Here is a 21,280-nt window from a genome sequence, read left to right on the forward strand (position 1 = left end):
GGCCTGGCTGAGATCGAACCGAGCAATCCATTTGTCAACAAGTGTAAACAATCGAGAACGCTAGTCGACTAACGATGGCAACGGGCCTTACCTTCCTTCTTACTACCCACGAAGGGGATCCATGCCATGTTAGAAAAACTACACCAAATCCGAGTGAAATATACGCTGGCTTTCTTGATGGTTCCCATCGCACTGATCATCCTCGGTGCCGCGGATTATCGTCTCATCGAAGCGCTGAAATCGCGTCTCATGGAGTTCAGCGACACCTTCAACGAGGGAACGAATACGGTGCTCAATGCCGATAGAGACATCTATCAGGCCAGGGCGGCGGAGCTCGCCTATCTCTTGACTCCCGCCGACTCGCCCGCCGCGGCAGAACTGGAAGCGTCGTATCGCGAGAACGCCCAGCAGGTCCAGGACAGAATGCTCGCCTTCCAGAAGCTGATGCAAGACTACCCGGACATCGTCCAGTTGACACAGGATTTCAGTACGCGCTACCAGACCTGGAGAGCGGCATCCGAAGAGTCATTCAACCTGCAAAGGCGCAATGACACTGCCGCTGCGATACGTCAGGCAGACGGTGCCTCCATCGCTGCGCTCAACGACATGCGAGAGATCTTAGACGTGGCTGAGAACGCCACACTCAAGAAGGTTCATGCGGTCGAGGAGGAGGTTCTGAAGTGGGCCGACACGCAAGGCATCTTCGTGATGATATTCAGCCTTGCGATTTTGACTGGTGCCGTTTCCCTGGCGTTCGCGGGACCGGTACTGATGTCCAAGGCATTGCGCAAGATTACCGCACGGGTTCGCGAGATTTCGGAAGGTGATGGCGATCTCACCGCGCGTATCGCTAGTGACAGAAAGGATGAAATCGGCGATCTCGCCAACCGCGTCGACGATTTCATCGCGCGTATCGATGGTGTTCTTCAAGATGTCAGAAGCAGTACCGAGTCAGTCAATGTCGCCGCGAATGAGATCGCCAATGGCAGCACGAACCTGGCCGCAAAGACCGAGCAGGCGGCGTCCAACCTGCAGCAGACGTCGGCGTCTATGGAGCAGATATCGGCCACGGTCAAAAATACGGCAGACTCTTCGCAGCAGGCCATCGTCCTGACACAAGAGACCCTGGAAGATGCCGAAGTCGGCCAACGAACCATGCAGGCGGTCATCGCCACCATGAACGATATCCGCCAGTCTTCGGTTCAGATCAGCGATATCGTCAGCCTGATCGACAGCATCGCCTTCCAGACCAATATCCTGGCACTGAATGCCTCGGTGGAGGCGGCCCGCGCCGGCGAACACGGCCGCGGTTTTGCGGTGGTCGCCCAGGAAGTCAGAACGCTGGCCAGCCGTTCCAGCGCCGCTTCCACCCAGATTCGAGAGCTGATCGACACCTCGGTATCGCATACCCAGAGCGGTGCGGAGCTGGTGGATGAAGCGGGTGAGGCGATGAAGAAAATCATGGCCAGCGCCAGACGCGTCAACGACGTCATCGCCGAGATCAGTGCCGGCACCAAAGAGCAGAGCGTGGGTATCAGTCAGGTCAATACGGCAGTCTCCGACCTCGACAGCATGACCCAGCACAATGCCTCGATGGTAGAGCAGTCGCGTGCAGCGGCTTCCGAGATGCGCGATCAGGTCGCACTACTGAACGATCTGCTGGCAAGTTTCAAGCTGAGCACCACGGCAGATGAAGCCGCCCTGCCCGCGCCTCGGCGAGCTGCTGCGGCGCCAGCCGCGCCGCAACGCCCCCCACGCCCATCGGCGAAAAACTCCGTGAGCCCTGAACAAGAGTGGACCTCCTTCTGATATCGCAACCGGCAGGCCTCGCCCCGAGCGCGATGCCTGCCACCGCTTTTTCTGGGAGCTTCCATGAGCAGACTCGCCCTGGTCGTCGATGACGACGCCGATATTCGCTCTCTGTGTGAGCATCTGCTGATCCAGCGGGGCTACTGCGTGGACACCGCCACGGGCTTGGAGGAGCTGGCGAGATCCCCTCACAGACTGCAGGTAGATCTGATACTGCTGGATTTCTCTCTAGGCGAGTTTACCGGGCTCGATATTCTGGAGTACCTCTCCGATCTGAAGATCGGCGCCAGCATTCTCGTCATCAGTGGCTGCCACCATGACATCGCCAATCGCATCATTCACTACGGTGAGCAGCGCGGCCTCGACATGCTCGGTTTTCTGCACAAGTCGAAGCTCATCGTGGAGCTGGAGCGCTGGCTGATACCGGCCACCCGCAAACCCAATGCCCCCACCGGGGAGGAGCTGGCGCGAGGGCTGGCCGAAGAGGAACTTTTCCTGGTCTACCAGCCGAAGTTCGATCTCGAGCGCAACCGCGTGGTCGGCGTCGAAGCGCTGCTGCGCTGGCAGGAACCGAGCCGTGGCGTGATCTCGCCCGACATCATCATTCCTCTGGCAGAACGTCATGAGATGATGGTCGAACTGACCTGGCAGGTGCTGGCTCTCGCCTGCCGCCAGCTGCGACGCTGGCGGCGGCTGGCTGGGCTGGAACCTCAGCCTCGCGGTCAATGTGCCCGCGGCATGGATTCGATCCGTCGACCTGTTCGAGGCTTTCGATCGCTTGATCGCGCGCTACGACATCGCTACCGGCAACCTCATTCTGGAAGTCACCGAGTCCACCACGCTGGGGTGTCTGGGCTATGCCAAGCATATTCTCAGCGGACTGCGCCAGCGCGGCTGTCGCTTGTCACTCGACGACTTCGGCACCGGCTACTCGTCGCTGATGCAACTCCATCGGATCACGTTCGATGAGCTGAAAGTCGACCGTAGCTTCATCTCACGTCTCGAGCAGGACAAGCGTGCCGAAGCGATCGCGCTCTCCATTCTCGATCTGGGACATCGGCTCGGTATGACCGTGGTGGCGGAAGGTATCGAAACCCCCGGGCAGCACGCACTGCTCAAAGCCGCCGGCTATGATCTGGGACAGGGATTCTGGCTGGCACGCCCGTTCGCCGAGGAAGACTTGATCCACTGGTGCCATCATCTGATCACGCCGTTCACGCCTGCGCGGCCGAGGCCTTGAGCGCCGGGAGCGAGATAGCCAGATGGGAGAGCACGGCAGCCCGCGCCGGCGCTCCGCTGTCGATCAGCGCCGTGACCGCACCGGGCAGCCCCTCGCTGGCGCGCTGCTTGGCCAGGCCTTCACAGCCCGCCGCCAAGATGGCGAGTCGTTGACACCCCAACGCCGCCGCCGCCCCCTTCAAGGCATGCGCTTCGCGCTGCAGGGTCGCGATATCCTGGGTCTCGAGCGCATGGCGCAGGGCATCGAATCGGCTCGGCAAGCGCTGGAAGAACTGCCGATAGAGCGACTCGATCGCCGTCTGCGGTAGCGATGCGCAAAGCTCCTGCAGGGTCGACTCACAGATATCACCGGGGTACGCATCGACCGATGGCGTCGCCGCCTGCGTCGCGATGCCGAGGGAGGCCATCGGTTTCTCGCCAGACCCGCCGGCATCGCGGTTCGGTAGATACTTGGCGAGCTCCCGCTGCAGGCTCGCCCGGGTAAAGGGTTTGGTGATCACGCCCTGCATGCCACTGTCGAAACAGCGCTGATGGTCCTCGGGCATGACGTTGGCGGTCATCGCCACGATCGGTAGACGCTGGCCCTGCTCGCCGGCACGCCAACGTCGCGTGGTCTCCACACCGTCCAGCACCGGCATCTGCATATCCATCAATACCAGATCGAACGAGTCGTGCCGGGTGGCCAACACTGACAGTGCCGTGCTGCCGTTGTCAGCCAGCGTCACCCGTAGGCCCAGTGATTCCATCAGGCCCTTGGCCACCTGCTGATTGATCGGATTGTCCTCCACCAGAAGGACATGGCAGGAGTGCAGTGCCATCGAGACCCACTCAGTCGATCTCGGTGCGACTGCCTCGGCGGCGTCGGCCGAGGACTCGATCAACGGCAGGCGAAACCAGAAGCGGCTGCCCTCATACTCCCGGCTCTCGAAGCCGATCTCTCCCTGCATCGCCTTGATCAGGCGCTTGCATATCGCCAGTCCCAGGCCGGTGCCTTCATGCCGCCGGGTGATCGAGCTGTCCACCTGCGAGAACGGTGCGAACAGGCGGTCTCGCTTCTCGGCCGGAATACCGCAGCCGGTGTCATTCACCTCGAACCGCAGCCAGCTTTCGCCCTCTTGATACACGCTCAACGTCACCTGACCCGATGGCGTGAATTTGAACGCGTTGTCGAGCAGGTTCACCACCACTTGCCGCAGACGCGTCACGTCGCCCATTACCCACCTGGGCAGCTCGGAAGCGAGTGTCGCCGAGAACGCCACGCCAGTATCACCGTAACGATAGGCGTCGCGGACCTGAGCGATGAACGCCTCGAGATCGAAGGCGCTGAGGTCCAGAACCAACGTGCCGGCTTCCAGCTTCGAATAGTCGAGGATATCGTTGATGATGACCTGCAAGCCGGCGGCGCTCTGTTTCAAGGCGGCTAGATACCGCTCTCCCTGGAGCGAGCCTATGTCGGCATCCAGCAAATCCGCCATGCCGACAATGCCATTGAGCGGCGTGCGTATTTCATGGCTCATCATGGCCATGAATTCCGACTTGGCGACACTGGCGGACTCCGCGCGTTCGCGCGCGTCGTTCAACGCCTCCCGTTGCCTCTCGAGTTCACACAATTGACGTTTCCACGCTTTCGCCTCACGACACAGCGCCCGTACCAGGAAGGCCGCAGAGAGTAGCGTCATGACCAGTTGGCCCATCACGAAGAGATGAAGCTGCGACAGTCGATGGTGCTCGAAACGGTGCAGCGACTCGGCCCGAGCATGGGTACGCATCGCCAGTCCCTGCGAAGCCGCCAGGATGGGCGCGATCCCACGACGGAGTTCGGGTATCGCCGCAAGACGACGGGCGAATGGTTGCGACGCGAGCGACCCCAGCTCCAGCTTCAGCCGCGCCACGGCCTGGCCGAGCACTGCCTCCGTTCGGCCGGCGCCACCGGTAGATGCCGATGCGCGCGCCTCGATCGGCGCATACTGCGATAGATCGGCGACCTGTTGCGACAGGCCCTCGACGTCTCGCCGCAGGCTATCCCAGTCGGTCTCGGACGACAGCGTCTCGATCTGCAGCGCAATCCTGTAGCTGTCTCGACTCAACCGATGGGCCGCCCAAACCAGGTCATCCGACGACAGCTCACCGACGGCGTGCTGGCGCATCCAGGTGATGCCTGCCGTGGTGACCGTGCTGATGAGAAACAGTAGCGTGACCACGATCACCGCGGAGAACCGGCGGGTCAGCGGTAGCACGTCTTTCAAGCGAGACATCACCGAGCTGTGTGACACGAGGAGCCATCTCCGGCACGCAATCAATCGAGTCCATGCCCGTGGCGGCACATGTCAGCCAAAATTCGGGGAGAGGCGACGACCGAATAGCGATATCGTCCTGGCACCCCCACACTTTTATCGGCATCTTGCCGATAAAGGTTTAAACGTGAGCGTAATGCACTCTCGCACTCTCCAGTTCGACTGGGAACTTGTATGTCGCTAAGGCAGACTGGATCGAGAACGATAATGATCATTCAAGGGCAGGTTGTCGCATGAGTTCATCGATAGACATCGGCGTGCTGGAAGACGATCCCGATCAGCAGGCATTCATCACCATCTGCCTGGAAGGCGCCGGCCATCGCGTGCACACCTATGCCCGCGCCAGCGAATTCCAGCGCGCGTTGAAGAGCCAGCGGTTCGATCTCATCATTCTCGACTGGTATCTCCCCGATGCCAGCGGTATGGACGTGCTGAGTCACCTGCGTACCCACGATGGTTGGCAGGGGCCGATCCTGTTCATCACCGCCAACGACGAAGAGGCGTCGGTGGTCAAGGCGCTGGAGCTGGGTGCCGACGACTTCCTGGGCAAGCCGCTGCGGCCGTTGGAGCTGGTGGCCAGGGTCAACGCCCTGACACGCCGCCGGGATCAGCACAGAGAGCGCGAGCGTAGCCGCTTTGGCCCTACGCGCTGGATGCGGATCAGCGTCAGGTGCTGCTCTCCGATAGCCCGGTGACCTTGACCGAACGGGAATATCGCTTGATCAGCCTGTTTTTCGCCCACAGCGGAGAGCTGCTGTCGAGGGCGCATCTGCTCGAGGTGGTGTGGGGGCAGAACGGCAGCCTCTCCACGCGCACGTTGGACACTCACGTGAGTCGCCTGCGACGCAAACTCGAGCTGGATGGCCGCCACGGCGTGCGCCTGCAGAGTATCTATCAGCACGGCTATCGCCTGGAGGGCCAGATGGTGACGCACTGAAAGCCAAGTGCCTGCGACATAGTTACACACCCCGGGCCCGATGATTGGCGCCACCGCCCGGAAGCGCTAGAGTCGCGGGTCGACGACGCGACGGACTCCGGCCATGACCCGCCTGTGGCACCACTGCTACCGACCGCTGACCTGGCTGGCGCTGTTCGCCATGCTGATGGCATTCGTCGGTCCGCTGGTGAGCCAGTCCCAGCGCCTGATGGAGATGCCCGCGCACGGCGGCATGCTGCTGCACACACTGCAGACGCAGGATCATCACGCTGCCGCGCCATCCGCCACCATGATCGGCGACCACGGCATGCGCGCCGTCACGCGCTTCAGTGCCAGCGACCACTGGCATCTGGCGGCCTGCGGTTACTGCGAGCTGTTTTTGCATGCCCCGGGGATCGCCACCCCCGCGGTGATACCCCCGCCCATCGTGTCACCCGCCGCCCCCAGCGTGGCAGCGCCCACGCCGCTAGCGGCACCGCCCGATCCGCACCAGCGCTTTTCGCCCCGCGCGCCACCCGGCGCCTTCGTCTTGAGCTGACCTTTCAGCACCCGCCGCCTCACCGCGCCGGGCTCTGTCGGCACGCCAATGCAGCGCTGCCGACGTCGCCAATTCGGAGATCACCATGTCTACCCCCACGGCAGCGGCCGAGCGCCGCCGCACCCGTCAACTGCTGCTCGCGATGATCACGCGGCTGCACTTCTATGTCGGCCTCCTCGTAGGGCCTTTTCTGCTGATCGCGGCCCTATCGGGGATCGCTTACGCCCTGACCCCGCAGCTCGAGCAGTGGGTCTACCACGACGCCTTGACCACCCAGAGCCAGGGCGAGGCGCAACCGCTGGCACGCCAGATCGCCGCCGCCCAGGCCGCGGCGGGCATCAGCCAAGCTCCCGCCGCGGTGCGCCCAGCGCCCGCCATGGGCCAGACCACCCGGGTGATGTTCGATGATCCCAGCGTGGGTGAATTCCGCCACCGCGCGCTGTTCATCGACCCGGTGACGCTGGCCGTGCGCGGCGACCTGCCGGTCTACGGCACCAGCGGCGTGCTGCCGCTGCGCACCACCATCGATCAGTTCCATCGCAGCCTGCTGCTGGGCGAGCCGGGGCGCGTCTACAGCGAACTCGCCGCCTCCTGGCTATGGCTGCTGGCGCTGGGCGGTGTGGTGCTGTGGTGGCAACGCCGCGGCGCCCGCCGCGCGCCGGCGGCCAGCCCGCAGCGTCGGCGCCAACGCCACGCCACGCTAGGCATCGTCGCCGCGCTGGGACTGGTGTTCTTCTCTGCTACCGGCCTGACCTGGTCGAAGTGGGCCGGCGGCAATATCGCCGAACTGCGCCATGCCTGGGGCTGGGGAACGCCGAGTGTCTCCACGGCGCTCGAGGGGCAGAGTGCAGCGGCCGCCGATCCCCACGCCGAGCACCATCACGCTGCGGGGGGTATGAGCATGACCGCCTCCGGGGTCACCGGCGCCGATTTCGATAGCGCACTGGCGGCGGCCCGCCATGCCGGCCTGCTGGCTGGCAAGATCGAGCTGCTACCGCCGGCGGCGCCGGACCGCGCCTGGAAGGTGCGCGAGATCGGCCGCGAGTGGCCCACCGAGGTCGATCAGGTGGCGCTGGATCCGCACAGCTTCGCGGTACTCGACCGCACCGATTTCTCCACCTTCCCGCTGGCGGCCAAGCTCACCCGCTGGGGCATCGACCTGCACATGGGCGTACTCTTCGGGCTACCCAATCAGCTGGCGCTGGTGGCAGTGGCCGGCAGCCTGGCAACCCTGATCTTCTGGGGCTACCGGATGTGGTGGCAGCGGCGTCCGGCGAGCGGCACGCGCGCCGCGCCGCAGACCCTGAGCACACTGTTCGCACAGCTCAGTTGGGGGCCACGCCTGGGCGTACTGCTGGTGGCGCTGGCACTGGGCCTGGCGCTGCCGGTGATGGGGGCGAGCCTTGTACTGTTCGTGGCGATCGACTGGCTGCGCTGGCGGGTGTCGAACGCCATGCGCCTTGCGCGTACCGCGTGAGCGCACCGTCCGGCGCTGCGCTAGCATCGTTCGGCTCTGGTATGGCCAGAGCCGAGTGCTATGGTAGGGCATCGTCCCCAGCCACGGCTTGTTCTCGATGACCCGCACCATCACCCCCGCCCCCAGCTCCAGCTGCGCTTGGTGGCCGAGCGCGATATCGTGCTCGGCCCGGGCAAGATCGCGCTGCTCGAGGCGATCGAGCACTACGGCTCGATCGCCGCCGCCTGCCGCGAGATGCGTCTGAGCTACAAGAAAGCGTGGCAGCTGCTGGAGACCATGAGCCGTCACTTCGACGCCGCGCTGGTCGACACCAGTTCCGGTGGCAGCCAGCGCGGCGGCGCGACCCTGACCCCTTGGCCCGAGACATCATCGCCCACTATCGCGCGCTGCTGCTGCGCCTCGACGCCGCGCCGGAGAGCGCGGCCCTGCGTGGGCTGCTGCGCTCGCCGCACACCCCGTCATCCGAGTCCTGAGCGGACAGCGGTTGCCGACGCGACACTCGCCGCCAGCGAGTGGGGTCGACGCTCTCGCTCGGCTGGTCTATAGTCGTTCCCGTTATTTCCAAACAGACATAGCGAGAACGCCATGCCCGCGCCGCGCACCGCCGCCACCCTCGGCGCCGTGCTGTTCACACTCCTCCCGCTCAGCGCCAGCGCCGCCGAGCGTATTCAGGTGTTCGCCGCGGCCTCGCTCACCGATGCCATGAACAGCGCCATCGCCCGCTACGAGCAGTCGCACGATGTCGAGGTGGTGCCGGTCTACGCCTCCTCCTCGACCCTGGCACGTCAGATCGCAACGGCGCACCGGCGGATCTCTACCTATCGGCCAACGAGCAGTGGATGGACTGGCTCGCCGATCAGGGCGCCACGGTCGACCAGCGTATCGACCTGCTCGCCAACCGGCTGGTGCTGATCGCCCCTCGCGGCAGCGATATCGCGCCCTTCACCCCCGGCGATGGTACGTCCATCGCCACTCGGCTGGGCGCCGGCGAGCGGCTCTCGGTGGGCAATACCGACCACGTGCCGGCGGGCATCTATGCCAAGCAGGCGCTCGAGTCCCTGGGTGAGTGGCCGGCGCTTCAGGCACGCCTGGCCAGTGGCGACAACGTGCGCGCGGCGATGGCCCTGGTCGAGCGTGGCGAAGCGCCGCTGGGAATCGTCTATCAGACGGATGCCGAGGCCAGCGACGGCGTGCGTCAGATCGGCGTCTTTCCCGACGCCAGCCACACGCCGATCACCTACCCCATGGCAGTGGTCACGCCCTCGCCCAGCGCCGCCACCGAGACGCTGCGCCAGTGGCTGGCCGGTGACGCGGCACGTCGAATATTCATCCGCTACGGCTTCACGCCGCTCACCGGCGACTGAACCGAGTGCTCTCGGACGCCGAATGGCAGGCACTGGCGCTGAGCCTCAAGATCGCCGGCAGCGCAGTAGGCTGGACACTGATCCCCGGGATTGCGCTGGCCTGGCTGCTGGCGCGGCATGACTTCCGCGGCAAGTCACTGCTGGATGGCGTCATCCACCTGCCGCTGGTGCTGCCGCCGGTGGTGGTGGGCTATCTGCTGCTGCTGGCGTTGGGGCGCCAGGGCTGGCTCGGACACTGGCTGCAGACGACGCTGGGTATCACTCTGCCGTTCACCTGGCAGGGCGCCGCCGTGGCCGGCGGGGTCATGGCCTTTCCGCTGCTGGTGCGCGCGGTGAGGCTGTCGCTGGAAGCGGTCGACCCCAAGCTCGAGGCCGCCGCGGCGACCCTCGGTGCCGGGCGCTGGCGAGTGCTCTTCACCATCACCCTGCCGCTCGCCTTGCCCGGTCTGCTCACCGGCAGCGTGCTGGCCTTCGCTCGCGCGCTGTCGGAGTTCGGCGCCACCATCACCTTCGCCTCGAACATCCCCGGTGAAACCCGCACCCTGCCGCTGGCGCTCTACACGCTGATCCAGTCCCCAGGCAAGGAGGCCGCCGCCGCGCGTCTGTGCGCGCTCTCCATCGCTATCGCGATGCTTTCGCTGATCGCTTCCGAGTGGCTCGCTCGCCGCGCCCGGCGGCGCCTGCAGGAGCGCGACCGATGACCCCCCGCAACGCCCTCTCGCTCGACCTGCGCAAGCGCCTCGGCGACTTCACCCTGGAGATGGCACTGGAGGTGGCGGCGAGCGGGGTAACCGCGCTGTTCGGGGAATCCGGCAGCGGCAAGACCAGCCTGCTGCGTTTGATCGCCGGCCTCGACCGCCCGGATGCAGGTCATGTGCGCCTGGATCAGCAGTGGCTGACCCACTGCCAGCGGGGTATTGCGGTACCGGTGCATCGCCGCCGACTGGGCGTGGTATTCCAGGAGCCGCGTCTGTTTCCCCACTATCGGGTACGCGGCAACCTCACCTACGGCATGCCGCGGACCGCCCGTGCGCGCTTCGACGACCTGGTCGCACTGCTGGGTATCGAGCCGCTGCTCGAACGACTGCCCGGTACGCTCTCCGGCGGTGAAGCCCGGCGCGTCGCCATCGGTCGTGCGCTGCTCTCCCAGCCCCGCCTGCTGCTACTGGACGAACCGCTGACCGGCCTCGATGGCGAGCGCAAGCAGGAGCTGCTGCGCTACCTCGTGCGGCTGACCCGGGAGATCGACATTCCCGTGCTCTATGTCAGCCACGACACCCAGGAGATCACCGCCATCGCCGACCACCTGGCGCTGATCGACAGCGGGCGCCTGGTCGCAAATGGCCCGCTCGACGCGCTGCTGCAGCGCCTCGACCTCGGCGGTCGACTGGGCGGCTTCGACGCGGCCTCACGGCTGTGCGGCAAGGTCACCGCCCAGGATACGCACTACGCGCTGACCCGGATCACCCTGGCCGACGGCCAGACGCTGCGCGTGCCGCGTATCGATCAGCCGCTCGGCAGTGAGGTGCGTCTACGCGTCGGGGTGCGTGACGTCGCCATCGCCCTGGCGATGCCCGTAGCCACCAGCTATCGCAATGGCCTCATGGCACGCGTCGTCGATACCGCCCCCTCGACCCACGATCCCAGTGCCCAGGAGCTGCGCCTGGCGGTCGGCGAGCAGTCGCTGCGCGCGCGCCTGACCCGACAGGCGTGCGACGAGATGCAACTGACACCGGGGCGAGAAGTGATTGCGCTGATTCGCAGTGTCGCCTTCGAGGTGCCGGCCTGAGTCACGCCGATGACCGATCGCGGGCGAGGAACGCGCGCGAGGAACGTATGAATAGAGCGCCACGAAGAGAGCAGCGCCAATGACATCCTGCACTCCTCACAAGGACGCTTGGCAGAATTTTCTTCAACCGAAACAACGGCTTCCCGGGGGCCTGGATAACACGTTTATAGAGCACTGTTTCTTTTTGTAATTATTGGATTTTAAACGAAAAAGTCATTAGCGAACGGACTCGTCGCTCAGCTAGAATGGCCATGGCAGGATGCCAGGCTAAGGAACCCGCTCAGGGATGCAGCGTTTTGGCAGGGATCGCGCCAGGGAGAGCCCAGGGATCGATCCAGAGCAAAAGGAGCTTGCCGGCGCTCAAGGTCGAGACTCGACAGGAGGTCGAGTGCGAAAGGACTCGCTTCCGTCGTGTCGTTTTCGACGTCTCATCGTCCTGTTCTCGTCGTTTTTCCCTCGTTGTCTTGCTTGCCCCCTAGCCCCGTCCTTGTACCTCTCTGGTTTTTACCCTCTTTGTTTTTATCCCTCTGGTTTTCACGCCCGCGTCAGCCCGCACCCCTTGAGAATGACCTGACATAGACAGTCGCTGGCGGCGGCGAAATCGGCATCCGCCAGACCGGCCTGCCCGGTGATACCGAGCACCTGAGCCTCGAAATCGGCGTAGTGCTGGGTCGCCGACCAGATCAGGAAGATCAGCCAGACCGGGTCCACCGGATCCATGCGACCCTGCTCGGCCCAGCGCCGGAAGATCGCCGCGCGCGACTCGACCCACTCACGCATGCTGCCGGCGAGGGTTTCCTGGAGAAACGGCGCCCCCTGGAGTATCTCGTTGGCGAACAGTCGCGAGCTGAGCGGGTGCGTCTGGCTCAGCGCCATCTTGCTGCGAATGAACGTCTCGATCACCGTGGCCGGATCATCGTCTTCGCTGATATCGCTGAGCGCGGTGTTCCAGCGCGCCATGGTGCGCTCCAACAGCGCCACGTAGAGCCGCCGTTTACTGCCCACGTAATAGAGCACGTTGGACTTGGGCAGCTCGGCGGCGGCGGCGATCGCCTGAATGCTGGCACCACGATAGCCGTGGCGCGCGAAGACCAGCTCCGCGGCGTCGAAGATCCGCCGTTCGTTGCGCTCGCGAACCGTGGGTTCCGCTGCAATCGCGTCGTTCACGCGCTCTCCTTGAATCGTCCAGTGCCCACGCGCAATCTTACCCGAACCCTCTTGCCTAGGGGCGTACGATCGGAGAACCTGTAGCGACTTGACCGATCGGTCAGTTTTTACCGACTTTCGTCACGCACCGCTCGGCGTTCGCGCTGGCTGCGCCGCCTGACGCCCAAGATAACGACAACACTACCAAGGGGTGAGCGATGATCGAATTCTTCCTCAACGGCGAACGCCAGTGCGTCGACGTCCCCCCCGATACCAGCGTGCTGGCGTTGCTGCGCGAGACGCTGGGGCACTGTGGTACCAAGGAGGGCTGCGCCTCCGGCGACTGCGGCGCCTGCACCGTGGCGATCGCCGAACCCGACGCCCCCCCGCCCGCGATGTGGCGCACCGCCAACGCCTGCATCACCCCGGCACATCAGCTCCAGGGCTGCCACCTGGTCACGGTCGAGGGGCTGGCACGGGGCGAGGCGTTGCATCCGGCCCAGGCCGCCATGGTCGAGTACCACGCCAGCCAATGCGGTTTCTGTACGCCCGGCATCGTGATGTCGCTGTTCGCCCTGCACGAGTCGCGTCGCCAGGTGTCCACTATCCCGCTCGCGCCCCAGGCGCTGGAAGCCGCATTGGGCGGCAATCTGTGCCGCTGCACCGGCTACCGCCCGATCCGTGATGCCGCCCATGCCATGGCCGCGCAGCCCGACAGCCGTCCGACCTGGGCCGACGACCCGGAGCTGGAGACGGCGTGGCGCGCCCTCGGTCGCGCCAGCCACGCCACGCACTACCACACACCGCAGCATCTGGCCGAGCTTGCGCGACTGCGCTGCGAACATCCGCAGGCACCGCTGGTGGCCGGCGCCACCGATCTGTGGCTCGGCGCCACCCAGCGGCTCGAACAGTGGCCCGAGGTGATCGATCTGCGCCAGGTCGCCGAGCTGCGCCGGATCGCAGCAGAGGAAACGGGATGGTGGATCGGTGCAGCGGTCACCTACCAGGAGTGGGAACCCCTACTGCGGACCCACTACCCCGCGTTCGCCCATCTGCTCGAGCGTCTCGGCTCCGCGCAGATTCGTCACCGCGCCACGGTCGGCGGCAATATCGCCAACGCTTCGCCGATCGGCGACACCCCGCCGGTGCTGCTGGCGCTCGAGGCACGCCTCAGACTGGCCGGCCCCGAGGGCGAACGCGAGCTACCGCTCTCAGCGTTCTTCCTCGACTATCGCAAGACCGCCCTGCGCCCGGGGGAGTGCATCGTCGCCATCTGGCTGCCACGCCCCGAGAACGGCTCACAACTGCGGGTATGGAAACTCTCCAAGCGCCGCGAGGATGACATCTCGACTCTGCTCGGCGCCTTCCACTGGCGCCAGACCGGGGAGCGGCTGCAAGACGTGCGCGTGGCCTTCGGCGGCATGGCGGCGACTCCGCTGCGGGTGCCCACGGTGGAGGCCGCACTCGAGGGCAAGCCAGCCACGGCGGAGGCCTTCGCCGACGCCAAGCGCGCGCTGCGTGCGGCGCTGACGCCGCTGGACGACGTGCGCGGCTCCGCCGACTATCGCCTGACCGCCGCCGCCAATCTGCTCGAGCGCTGGGCGTTGACCCTCCGACCCGAGCCGCGACGATACCCAGGAGGTGGCGCTCGATGCGTACGCTCACTAAACGTCTGCAGGCCAATCACACTCGCGTTGAGGCGCGCCCGCCGGTGTCCGCCGCCGAGGCCCCGGTGCGGGTGACGAGCCGCTGGCGCGGGAGGCCATCGAGGCCAAGCCCTCCGCGGCACGCCACCCCCAGGCCGCGCGCCACGAAAGTGCGGTCAAGCATGTCACCGGCCGTGCCCACTATATCGATGACCTCCCCGCACCGTCAGGGACACTGCATGCCATGGTCGGCTTGAGCGACGTCGCCCAGGGCACGCTGCTCAGGCTCGATCTCGATGCCGTGGCCAGAAGCCCCGGGGTGGTCGACGTCATCAGCGCCGGCGACATTCCCGGCCACCGTGATATCGGCCCGGTCTTCCCGGGGGATCCGCTGTTCGCCGAGACGGCCGTGAGCTACGTCGGCCAGCCGCTGTTCGCAGTGGCCGCCACCAGCTATGCCGCGGCCCGCCGTGCAGTGCGCGCCGCCGTGGTCGAGATCACACCGCTGACGCCACGCTTCGATGCGGTCGCCGCCGCCGCGGCCGGTGAGTTCGTGGCCCCTCCCACCGCCAGGTCGGCGGCGACTGGGTCCAGGCACTGGCGCAGGCACCCCACCTATTGGAAGCGCGTCAGTTCGTCGGTGGTCAGGAGCACTTCTATCTCGGGCAGGCGTGCCTGGTCATCCCCAGCGAAGACGAGGGCGGTGATCGTCTACACCTCGAACCAGCACCCCAGCGAAACCCAGAAACTGGTCGCCGAGGTGCTCGATATCCCGTTCCATGCGGTGACGGTGGAGAATCGGCGCATGGGCGGCGGCTTCGGTGGCAAGGAGACCCAGGCCGCGCCCTGGGCGTGCATGGCGGCGCTGCTCGCCCGGCGCAGCGGCCGCGCGGTGCGTCTGCGCCTGCCGCGGGCGGAGGACACCCGCGCCACCGGCAAGCGCCATCCGTTCCATAACCGCTACCGCTTGGGCATCGACGACACGGCGTGATCATCGGCGGCGACATCGAGTTGATCGGCGACTGCGGCCACTCACCGGATCTCTCCGAGGCGGTGGTCGACCGCGCCATGTTCCACGCCGACAACGCTTACTCGCTGGGCGCGGCACGCGTCACCGGCCATCGCGCGCGCCCATACCGCCTCCAACACTGCCTTTCGCGGCTTCGGTGGTCCCCAGGGGATGATGATCATCGAGCGCGCCATGGACGATATCGCCCGCCATCGCGGGAGGACCCGCTGACCATCCGCCAGCGCAACCTCTACGCCCGGCCGCGAGACCACCCACTATGGCCAGCGCGTCGACCAGCACCCGTTGCTGAATCACATTGTCGAACGCCTGACCCCACAGCAGCGACTACTGGCAGCGCCGCGAGGCGATCACCGCGTTCAACCGTCAGGTCCGGTGGTCAAGCGTGGCCTGGCGCTGACCCCGGTCAAGTTCGGCATCTCCTTCACCGCCAAGCATCTCAACCAGGCCGGCGCCCTGCTCCACGTCTATACCGATGGCAGCGTGATGATCAATCACGGCGGTACCGAAATGGGCCAGGGCCTGCATACCAAGATCTGCCAGGTGGTGGCACGGGAGCTGGGTCTCGATCTGGCGGCGGTGCGGATCAGCGCCACGCGCACCGACAAGGTGCCCAACACCTCACCCACCGCAGCCTCCAGCGGCGCCGATCTCAACGGCATGGCGGCGCGCGATGCCGCGATCCAGATACGCCGACGGCTGCTCGACTTCGCCGCCGAGCACTACCAGTGGGACCGCGAAGGGCTGGCGCTGCAAGCGGGTGCGCTGGTCACTGCTGATGGCGATGCCGGCCATCGGGTCACCTGGGGCGAGCTGATCCAGGCCGCCTATCTGGCCCGGGTCTCGCTCTCGGCGACCGGCTTCTACGCCACGCCGCTGATCCACTACGACCGCGACAGCGGCCAGGGGCGCCCGTTCTACTACTTCGCCTACGGCGCCGCGGTGAGCGAGGTGCGCGTGGACACCCTGAGCGGCGAGTACCGGGTGGAGCGCGTCGACGTGCTCCACGACGTGGGCGACTCGCTCAACCCGGCCATCGACCGCGGTCAGGTGGAGGGGGGATTCATCCAGGGGATGGGCTGGCTGACCAGCGAGGAGCTGACGTGGAACGCCGAGGGCCGACTGCTCAGCGACGGCCCGGCGACCTACAAGATTCCCACCTTCGGCGACCTGCCACCGGTGTTCAACGTCGAGCTGCTGGAGGGGCACCCCAACTCGCAGGCCAGCCTCTACCGCTCCAAGGCGGTGGGCGAGCCGCCGTTCATGCTGGCGATCTCGGTCTGGTCGGCGCTGCGAGACGCCCTCGCCAGCCTGGTCGACTACCGCGAGAGTCCGGATCTGGACACGCCGGCAACGCCCGAGCGCGTGCTGCTGGCGGCAGAGGCCCTGCGCCAGCGGAGCCGCTCATGAGCCCAGCCCCGGAGAACCCCGCAGCCGTATGGCCACCGGAGTCCTGGCACGCGGCGCTCCACCGGCTGCAGCAGGCGGGCGAGGCCCACGTGCTGGCGAGTATCGTCGCCGCCAGCGGCTCGACCCCGCGGGAGCCCGGGGCCAAGCTGGTCGTCACGGCGGAGCGGGTGATCGACACCCTGGGCGGCGGACACTTCGAGCAGCAGGTGATCGCGCTGGCACGGGAAGCGCTGGCGGAGCCTTGCGCCACGCCGCAGACCCGCCTGGAGACCTTCGTTCTCGGCGCCCGCTCGGGCCAGTGCTGCGGCGGCTGCGTGCAGGTGCTGATCGAGCGCTTCCCCGGCATCGAGCAGCGCCTCAGTCTGTTCGGCGCCGGCCACGTGGGCCAGGCGCTGGTCGCCCTGCTGGCGCCGCTGCCATGGCGGATCGACTGGTTCGATAGCCGCACGGCGGCGTTCGAGGGTGTCGCCGGCGGCCCCCGGGTGCACTGCCACACTCTCGACGCCGAGGCGGCGGAGGCCACGCTGAAGGCACTGGTCGGACATGGCCACGTGCTGATCATGACCCACGACCATGCGCTCGACCGCCGGCTGGTGGCCGCCCTGGCGCCGCGTGACGATCTCGCCTCGCTGGGGCTGATCGGCTCGGTCAGCAAGTGGGCGAGCTTTCGCGCAGCGCTGGGCCGGGCCGGGCTCGACGAATCCGATCTGGCGCGGGTGCGCTGCCCCATCGGGCTCGCTGCCAGCGCCGCCAAGCGCCCCCAGGAGATCGCCATCAGCGTCGCCGCCGAACTGCTGGCGCTCTCCACGTCGCCCGCTCTAGCGGATGACGACCGCCATCGCGGCATCCCTGCGGCCACGCTGCGAGATGCCTTCCCCTCCGCCCGCTAACGATGACCTTGCCACCATGACCCACTCGCACCGACTCCTCCGCGGCGCCCTGTTCACCTGCCTCGACGATCCCGGCGAGGACAACACGCCGCTGCCCGATACCACGCGCTATCTCGAGGATGGCGCGATCTGGATCGTCGATGGGCATATCCACGCCGTCGACGACTACGCCACGCTGGCCGCCCGGCTGCCGCCGGAGATCGAGGTGAGCGACTACCGCGGCAAGCTGATGATGCCGGGCTTCATCGATAGTCACGTCCACTACGTGCAGCTCGATATCATGGCCTCCTACGGCCACCAGCTGCTCGACTGGCTCAACGACTACACCTTCCCCGCCGAATGCCGCTTCGCCGATGCCGAGCACGCCCGGCAATCCGCGGAGCGCTTCCTCGACGAGCTGCTGCGCGCCGGCACCACCACCGCCCAGGTGTTCTGCTCGTCGCATCCGATTTCGGTCGACAGCTTCTTCGGCGCCGCCCAGCGGCGTCAGTTGCGCATGCTCGCCGGCAAGGTGCTGATGGACCGACACGCCCCCGCGGCGCTCACCGACGATACCCTCGGCGGGGTGCGCGACAGCGAACGCCTGATCGCCGACTGGCATGGCCGTGATCGCCTCGCCTACACCCTGACGCCGCGCTTCGCCCCGACCTCTACCCGCGAGCAGCTCGACGCCGTAGGTGGGGTACTGCGCAGCGCGCCGGATCTCTACCTGCAGACCCATCTGTCGGAGAATCGCGGCGAGATCGCCTGGGTCGCCGAACTCTTCCCGGAGCGGCGCGACTATCTCGACGTCTACGAACACTATGGGCTGGTGGGTCCGCGCAGTACCTTCGCCCACGGTATCCATCTGGATGACGGACAGCGCCGCCGTCTGGCCGAGCCGGGTGCCAATATCGCCTTCTGCCCGACCTCGAATCTGTTCCTCGGCAGCGGGCTGATGGACCGCCTGGCCTGCCGCGACGCCGGGCTGGCCACCTCGCTGGCCAGCGACGTCGGCGCCGGCACCTCGCTGTCGGGCTTCGGCACGCTGCAGGGGGCGTATCAGGTGGGAGCACTGCTGGGCCAGCCGCTGACCGGCTGGCAGGGGTTCTATCGGCTGACGCTGGGCAACGCCCGGGCGCTGCATCTGGCGGACAAAATCGGTAGCCTGCAGCCGGGCTACGAGGCCGATATCGTGGTCCTCGATCCGGATGCCACGCCGCTGCTGTCACGCCGCCTGAGCTGTGCCACGACGCTGGCCGAGCGCCTGTTCGCGCTGATGATGCTGGGTGACGACCGCACCGTGGCCGCCACCTGGGCCAACGGGCAGCCCGTGCATGTGCGCGACTCAGCCGCCGCGGGCAGCGCCTGAGCCGCACCCTCGGCACTACTCGCTATTCGCTGCTCGTGGGCAGCGGATAGCGCCGCTCGGCGCTACCGGCCTTGACCACCTGGCCCGGCACCGTATGGCCGACTAGCGCCGGCAGCGCCTCGGCCACCGCGAGCAGGCGCGCGAGGTCGACGCCGGTCTCCACGCCCATCTGGGCAAACATGTGGGCCAGATCCTCGGTGCAGACATTGCCGCTGGCACCCGGGGCGAAGGGGCAGCCGCCCAGGCCACCGAGGGCAGCGTCGAAGCGGCGTCACCCCCTGCTGCCAGGCGCTGAAGGCATTGACCAGCCCCATCCCGCGGGTGTGTCGTGCGTGTAGCGTCAACGGCAGCCACGGCCAGCGCGCCAGCACCGCGCCGCAGGGTCGCAACCTGCTGCGGATTGGCCATGCCGGTGGTGTCGCACAGGCTGATGCCCTGTACGCCCAGCGCCAGCAGGCGCTCGATGATCTCCATCACCCGCCGCTGCGGCACCGCGCCCTCGAACGGGCAGCCGAAGGCAGTGGAGATCGAGGCGTTGATATGGACTCCGCTGCCGCGGGTGATCTCGACAATGCCGGCAAAGCGCGAAAGCGACTGCTCGGCGCTCATGCGCAGATTGGCGCGGCCGTGGCTGTCGCTGGCAGAAAGCACCAGATTGATCTCGTCGACCCCCACCGCCAGGGCACGCTCGGCGCCCTTCTCGTTGGGCACCAGCACCACGTAATCGACCCCGGGGACGCGCTCGATCCCCTGCATCACCACCTCGGCGTCGCGCAGCGTTGGGATCGCTTTGGGCGAAGTGAAAGAGGTCGCCTCGATCTTGGCCACACCGGTGCGCGAGAGCGCATCGATCCAGCGGATCTTCTCCTCTGTAGGGACGAACCGGGGCTCGATCTGCAGGCCATCGCGCGGCGCCACCTCGTTGAGCGTCACCCGCTCACTGCCCCGCGGCATGCCGCCAGAGGCCGCCCCCGTCAAGGTGTTTCGAGACATCAGATCACCCCCCGCTCGCGCATCTTGGCCTGGGTCTCGCGGTCGATGCCGAGCTCGTCGAGCACATCCTGGGTGTGTTGCCCCAGCGCCGGGCCGCCGCCGTGGATACGCCCCGGCGTGCGGCTCAGCTTGGGCAGCACCCCGGGCACCTTGAGTTCGGCGCCGTCATCCAGGCGCACGTGCTCGATCATCTGGCGCGCCAGATAGTGGGGATCGGCGACGATATCTTCGGCGGTATAGGGATAGCCCACCGGCACATGGGCGTTCTCGAGGGTGTCCAGGACCTGATCCCGCGGATGCTGGCGGGTCCACGCCTCGATCGCGCCGTCGATCAGGTCGGCATGCTGGCTGCGGCCATCGTTATGGGCGAAGCGCGGGTCAGCGGCCAGATCGGCACGCCCGATCGCCTGCATCAGGCGCTTGAAGATACTGTCACCGTTGCCGGCGATCAGCACGTATTCGCCGCCGGCGCAGCGATAGGCGTTGGAGGGGGTAATACCGGGCAGCGCGCTGCCGGCGGGTTCGCGCACCACGCCAGCGGCATCGTACTCGGGCAGTAGGCTCTCCATCATGGCGAAGACCGACTCGTAGAGGGCGACGTCGATGTACTGGCCGCGGCCGCTGCGCTGGCGCTCCTGCAGCGCCAGCAACGCGCCGATCACGCCGTAGAGCGCCGACAGCGAGTCGCCGATGCTGATGCCGACTCGCACCGAGGGCTGGTCCGGATGACCGGAGAGATAGCGCAGGCCGCCCATGGCTTCGCCGATCACGCCGAAGCCCGGACGATCACGGTAGGGGCCGGTCTGGCCGTAGCCGGAGATGCGCACCATGATCAGCCGCGGATTGAGTTCGCTCAGCGCCTCCCAGCCCAGATCCCACTGCTCCAGGGTACCGGGGCGGAAATTCTCGATCACGATGTCCGCCTCAGCCACCAGCCGGCGCACCACCGACTGCCCCTCCGCTGTGCGCAGATCCAGCGCCAGCGAACGCTTGTTGCGGGTCTGCACGTGCCACCACAGCGAAGTGCCATCTTTCAGCACGCGCCATTTGCGCAGCGGGTCCCCCGTACCGGGCGGCTCGATCTTGATCACGTCGGCGCCGAATTCGCCCAGCAGCTTGCTGGCGAAAGGTCCCGCGATCAGCTGTCCCAATTCGATCACCTTGAGCCCGGCCAGCGCCTGGGCACCGTCGTTTGCCGACATCGCTTTCTCCCATGGTTGGCAGCGGCAGACGCGGGCGCCACACAGCGCGGCGCGCCATCCGCCAATGCCAGGCAGCATGGCGTAGCCCAGTGGCAGCGACAATTGGGCAATCGTCAAGCCAGGCTTCGCCGTAGACGAATGCTGGGTTAGGCTCTGGGACCCATCGTC

General features: G+C 66.6%; 16 protein-coding genes and 3 pseudogenes. 15 read left to right on the forward strand and 4 right to left on the reverse strand.

Annotated features, from left to right (window positions below; translation table 11 throughout):
* The first annotated feature begins 126 nt into the window (after window positions 1-126).
* Both CN538_RS17610 and CN538_RS26745 read left to right on the forward strand, forming a co-directional pair.
* The gene (locus CN538_RS17610) at window positions 127-1,809 is read left to right on the forward strand and encodes a methyl-accepting chemotaxis protein (RefSeq protein WP_106420275.1); all 1,683 of its coding nucleotides are present in this window, start codon (window positions 127-129) and stop codon (window positions 1,807-1,809) included.
* A gap of 63 nt (window positions 1,810-1,872) precedes the next feature.
* Window positions 1,873-3,049: pseudogene (locus CN538_RS26745) on the forward strand (EAL domain-containing response regulator).
* On the opposite strand, the gene CN538_RS17620 reads toward CN538_RS26745, so the two are convergent.
* Window positions 3,024-5,321 (reverse strand): ATP-binding protein, encoded by a 2,298-nt coding sequence (locus CN538_RS17620; RefSeq protein ID WP_129591408.1) that lies wholly within the window; start codon window positions 5,319-5,321, stop codon window positions 3,024-3,026. The pseudogene CN538_RS26745 and the gene CN538_RS17620 sit on opposite strands and share 26 nt — an antisense overlap.
* A gap of 254 nt (window positions 5,322-5,575) precedes the next feature.
* Between CN538_RS17620 and CN538_RS23530 the strand changes: the two genes are divergently transcribed.
* From CN538_RS23530 to modC, 8 genes and pseudogenes are all read left to right on the forward strand, one after another.
* Entirely contained in the window at window positions 5,576-6,037 is a 462-nt protein-coding gene (locus CN538_RS23530; RefSeq protein ID WP_242495325.1) for a response regulator transcription factor, read from the forward strand.
* Between the two features lie 23 nt (window positions 6,038-6,060).
* Entirely contained in the window at window positions 6,061-6,279 is a 219-nt protein-coding gene (locus CN538_RS23535) for a winged helix-turn-helix domain-containing protein (RefSeq protein ID WP_242495327.1), read from the forward strand.
* A 103-nt stretch (window positions 6,280-6,382) separates the two neighbouring features.
* Window positions 6,383-6,817, forward strand: a complete 435-nt coding sequence (locus tag CN538_RS17630) for a DUF2946 domain-containing protein (RefSeq protein WP_106420277.1) — start codon at window positions 6,383-6,385, stop codon at window positions 6,815-6,817.
* Between the two features lie 85 nt (window positions 6,818-6,902).
* The gene (locus CN538_RS17635; RefSeq protein ID WP_106420278.1) at window positions 6,903-8,294 is read left to right on the forward strand and encodes a PepSY-associated TM helix domain-containing protein; all 1,392 of its coding nucleotides are present in this window, start codon (window positions 6,903-6,905) and stop codon (window positions 8,292-8,294) included.
* A gap of 141 nt (window positions 8,295-8,435) precedes the next feature.
* A complete protein-coding gene (locus CN538_RS17640) occupies window positions 8,436-8,840 on the forward strand; it encodes a winged helix-turn-helix domain-containing protein (RefSeq protein ID WP_242495334.1) in 405 nt (134 codons plus the stop codon).
* Between the two features lie 156 nt (window positions 8,841-8,996).
* Window positions 8,997-9,658 (forward strand): annotated as a pseudogene (gene modA, locus CN538_RS17645) (molybdate ABC transporter substrate-binding protein).
* 5 nt (window positions 9,659-9,663) lie between these two features.
* A complete protein-coding gene (modB, locus tag CN538_RS17650; protein WP_106420279.1) occupies window positions 9,664-10,359 on the forward strand; it encodes a molybdate ABC transporter permease subunit in 696 nt (231 codons plus the stop codon).
* Window positions 10,356-11,447, forward strand: coding sequence for a molybdenum ABC transporter ATP-binding protein (gene modC / locus CN538_RS17655; protein WP_106420280.1), 1,092 nt, complete (start codon window positions 10,356-10,358; stop codon window positions 11,445-11,447). The genes modB and modC overlap by 4 nt, the downstream gene beginning before the upstream one ends.
* A 534-nt stretch (window positions 11,448-11,981) precedes the next feature.
* On the opposite strand, the gene CN538_RS17660 is transcribed toward modC, so the two are convergent.
* The gene (locus CN538_RS17660) at window positions 11,982-12,614 is read right to left on the reverse strand and encodes a TetR family transcriptional regulator C-terminal domain-containing protein (RefSeq protein WP_106420281.1); all 633 of its coding nucleotides are present in this window, start codon (window positions 12,612-12,614) and stop codon (window positions 11,982-11,984) included.
* 197 nt (window positions 12,615-12,811) lie between these two features.
* On the opposite strand from CN538_RS17660, the gene xdhA reads away from it, so the two are divergent.
* The 5 genes and pseudogenes from xdhA to guaD all read left to right on the forward strand — a co-directional run bounded on the left by xdhA (window position 12,812) and on the right by guaD (window position 18,917).
* Complete coding sequence (gene xdhA / locus CN538_RS17665) at window positions 12,812-14,335, forward strand: xanthine dehydrogenase small subunit (protein WP_340638173.1); 1,524 nt, start codon at window positions 12,812-12,814, stop codon at window positions 14,333-14,335.
* A 22-nt stretch (window positions 14,336-14,357) separates the two neighbouring features.
* Window positions 14,358-15,479, forward strand: a pseudogene (locus CN538_RS26535) (molybdopterin cofactor-binding domain-containing protein).
* Window positions 15,480-15,551: 72 nt separating this feature from the next.
* Entirely contained in the window at window positions 15,552-16,676 is a 1,125-nt protein-coding gene (locus tag CN538_RS26540; RefSeq protein ID WP_422917525.1) for a molybdopterin cofactor-binding domain-containing protein, read from the forward strand.
* Window positions 16,673-17,566 carry a xanthine dehydrogenase accessory protein XdhC gene (gene xdhC / locus CN538_RS17675; protein ID WP_106420282.1) on the forward strand — a complete coding sequence of 298 codons (894 nt, stop codon included), beginning with the start codon at window positions 16,673-16,675 and terminating at the stop codon, window positions 17,564-17,566. Before CN538_RS26540 ends, xdhC begins: the two co-directional genes overlap by 4 nt.
* Before the next feature lie 16 nt (window positions 17,567-17,582).
* Window positions 17,583-18,917: a guanine deaminase gene (gene guaD / locus CN538_RS17680; RefSeq protein ID WP_106420283.1), complete on the forward strand. Its 1,335-nt coding sequence runs from the start codon at window positions 17,583-17,585 to the stop codon at window positions 18,915-18,917.
* 102 nt (window positions 18,918-19,019) lie between these two features.
* Here guaD and CN538_RS17685 read toward each other — a convergent pair whose 3' ends face one another.
* Together CN538_RS17685 and CN538_RS17690 are read right to left on the reverse strand one after the other, a co-directional pair.
* Window positions 19,020-19,910 (reverse strand): hydroxymethylglutaryl-CoA lyase, encoded by an 891-nt coding sequence (locus tag CN538_RS17685; protein WP_340638174.1) that lies wholly within the window; start codon window positions 19,908-19,910, stop codon window positions 19,020-19,022.
* Window positions 19,910-21,112 (reverse strand): CaiB/BaiF CoA transferase family protein, encoded by a 1,203-nt coding sequence (locus CN538_RS17690; RefSeq protein ID WP_106420699.1) that lies wholly within the window; start codon window positions 21,110-21,112, stop codon window positions 19,910-19,912. The genes CN538_RS17685 and CN538_RS17690 overlap by 1 nt, the downstream gene beginning before the upstream one ends.
* Window positions 21,113-21,280: the final 168 nt, after the last annotated feature.

Source organism: Salinicola tamaricis, assembly GCF_003006155.1.
In the GTDB taxonomy this organism is placed as follows: Bacteria; Pseudomonadota; Gammaproteobacteria; order Pseudomonadales; family Halomonadaceae; genus Salinicola; species Salinicola tamaricis.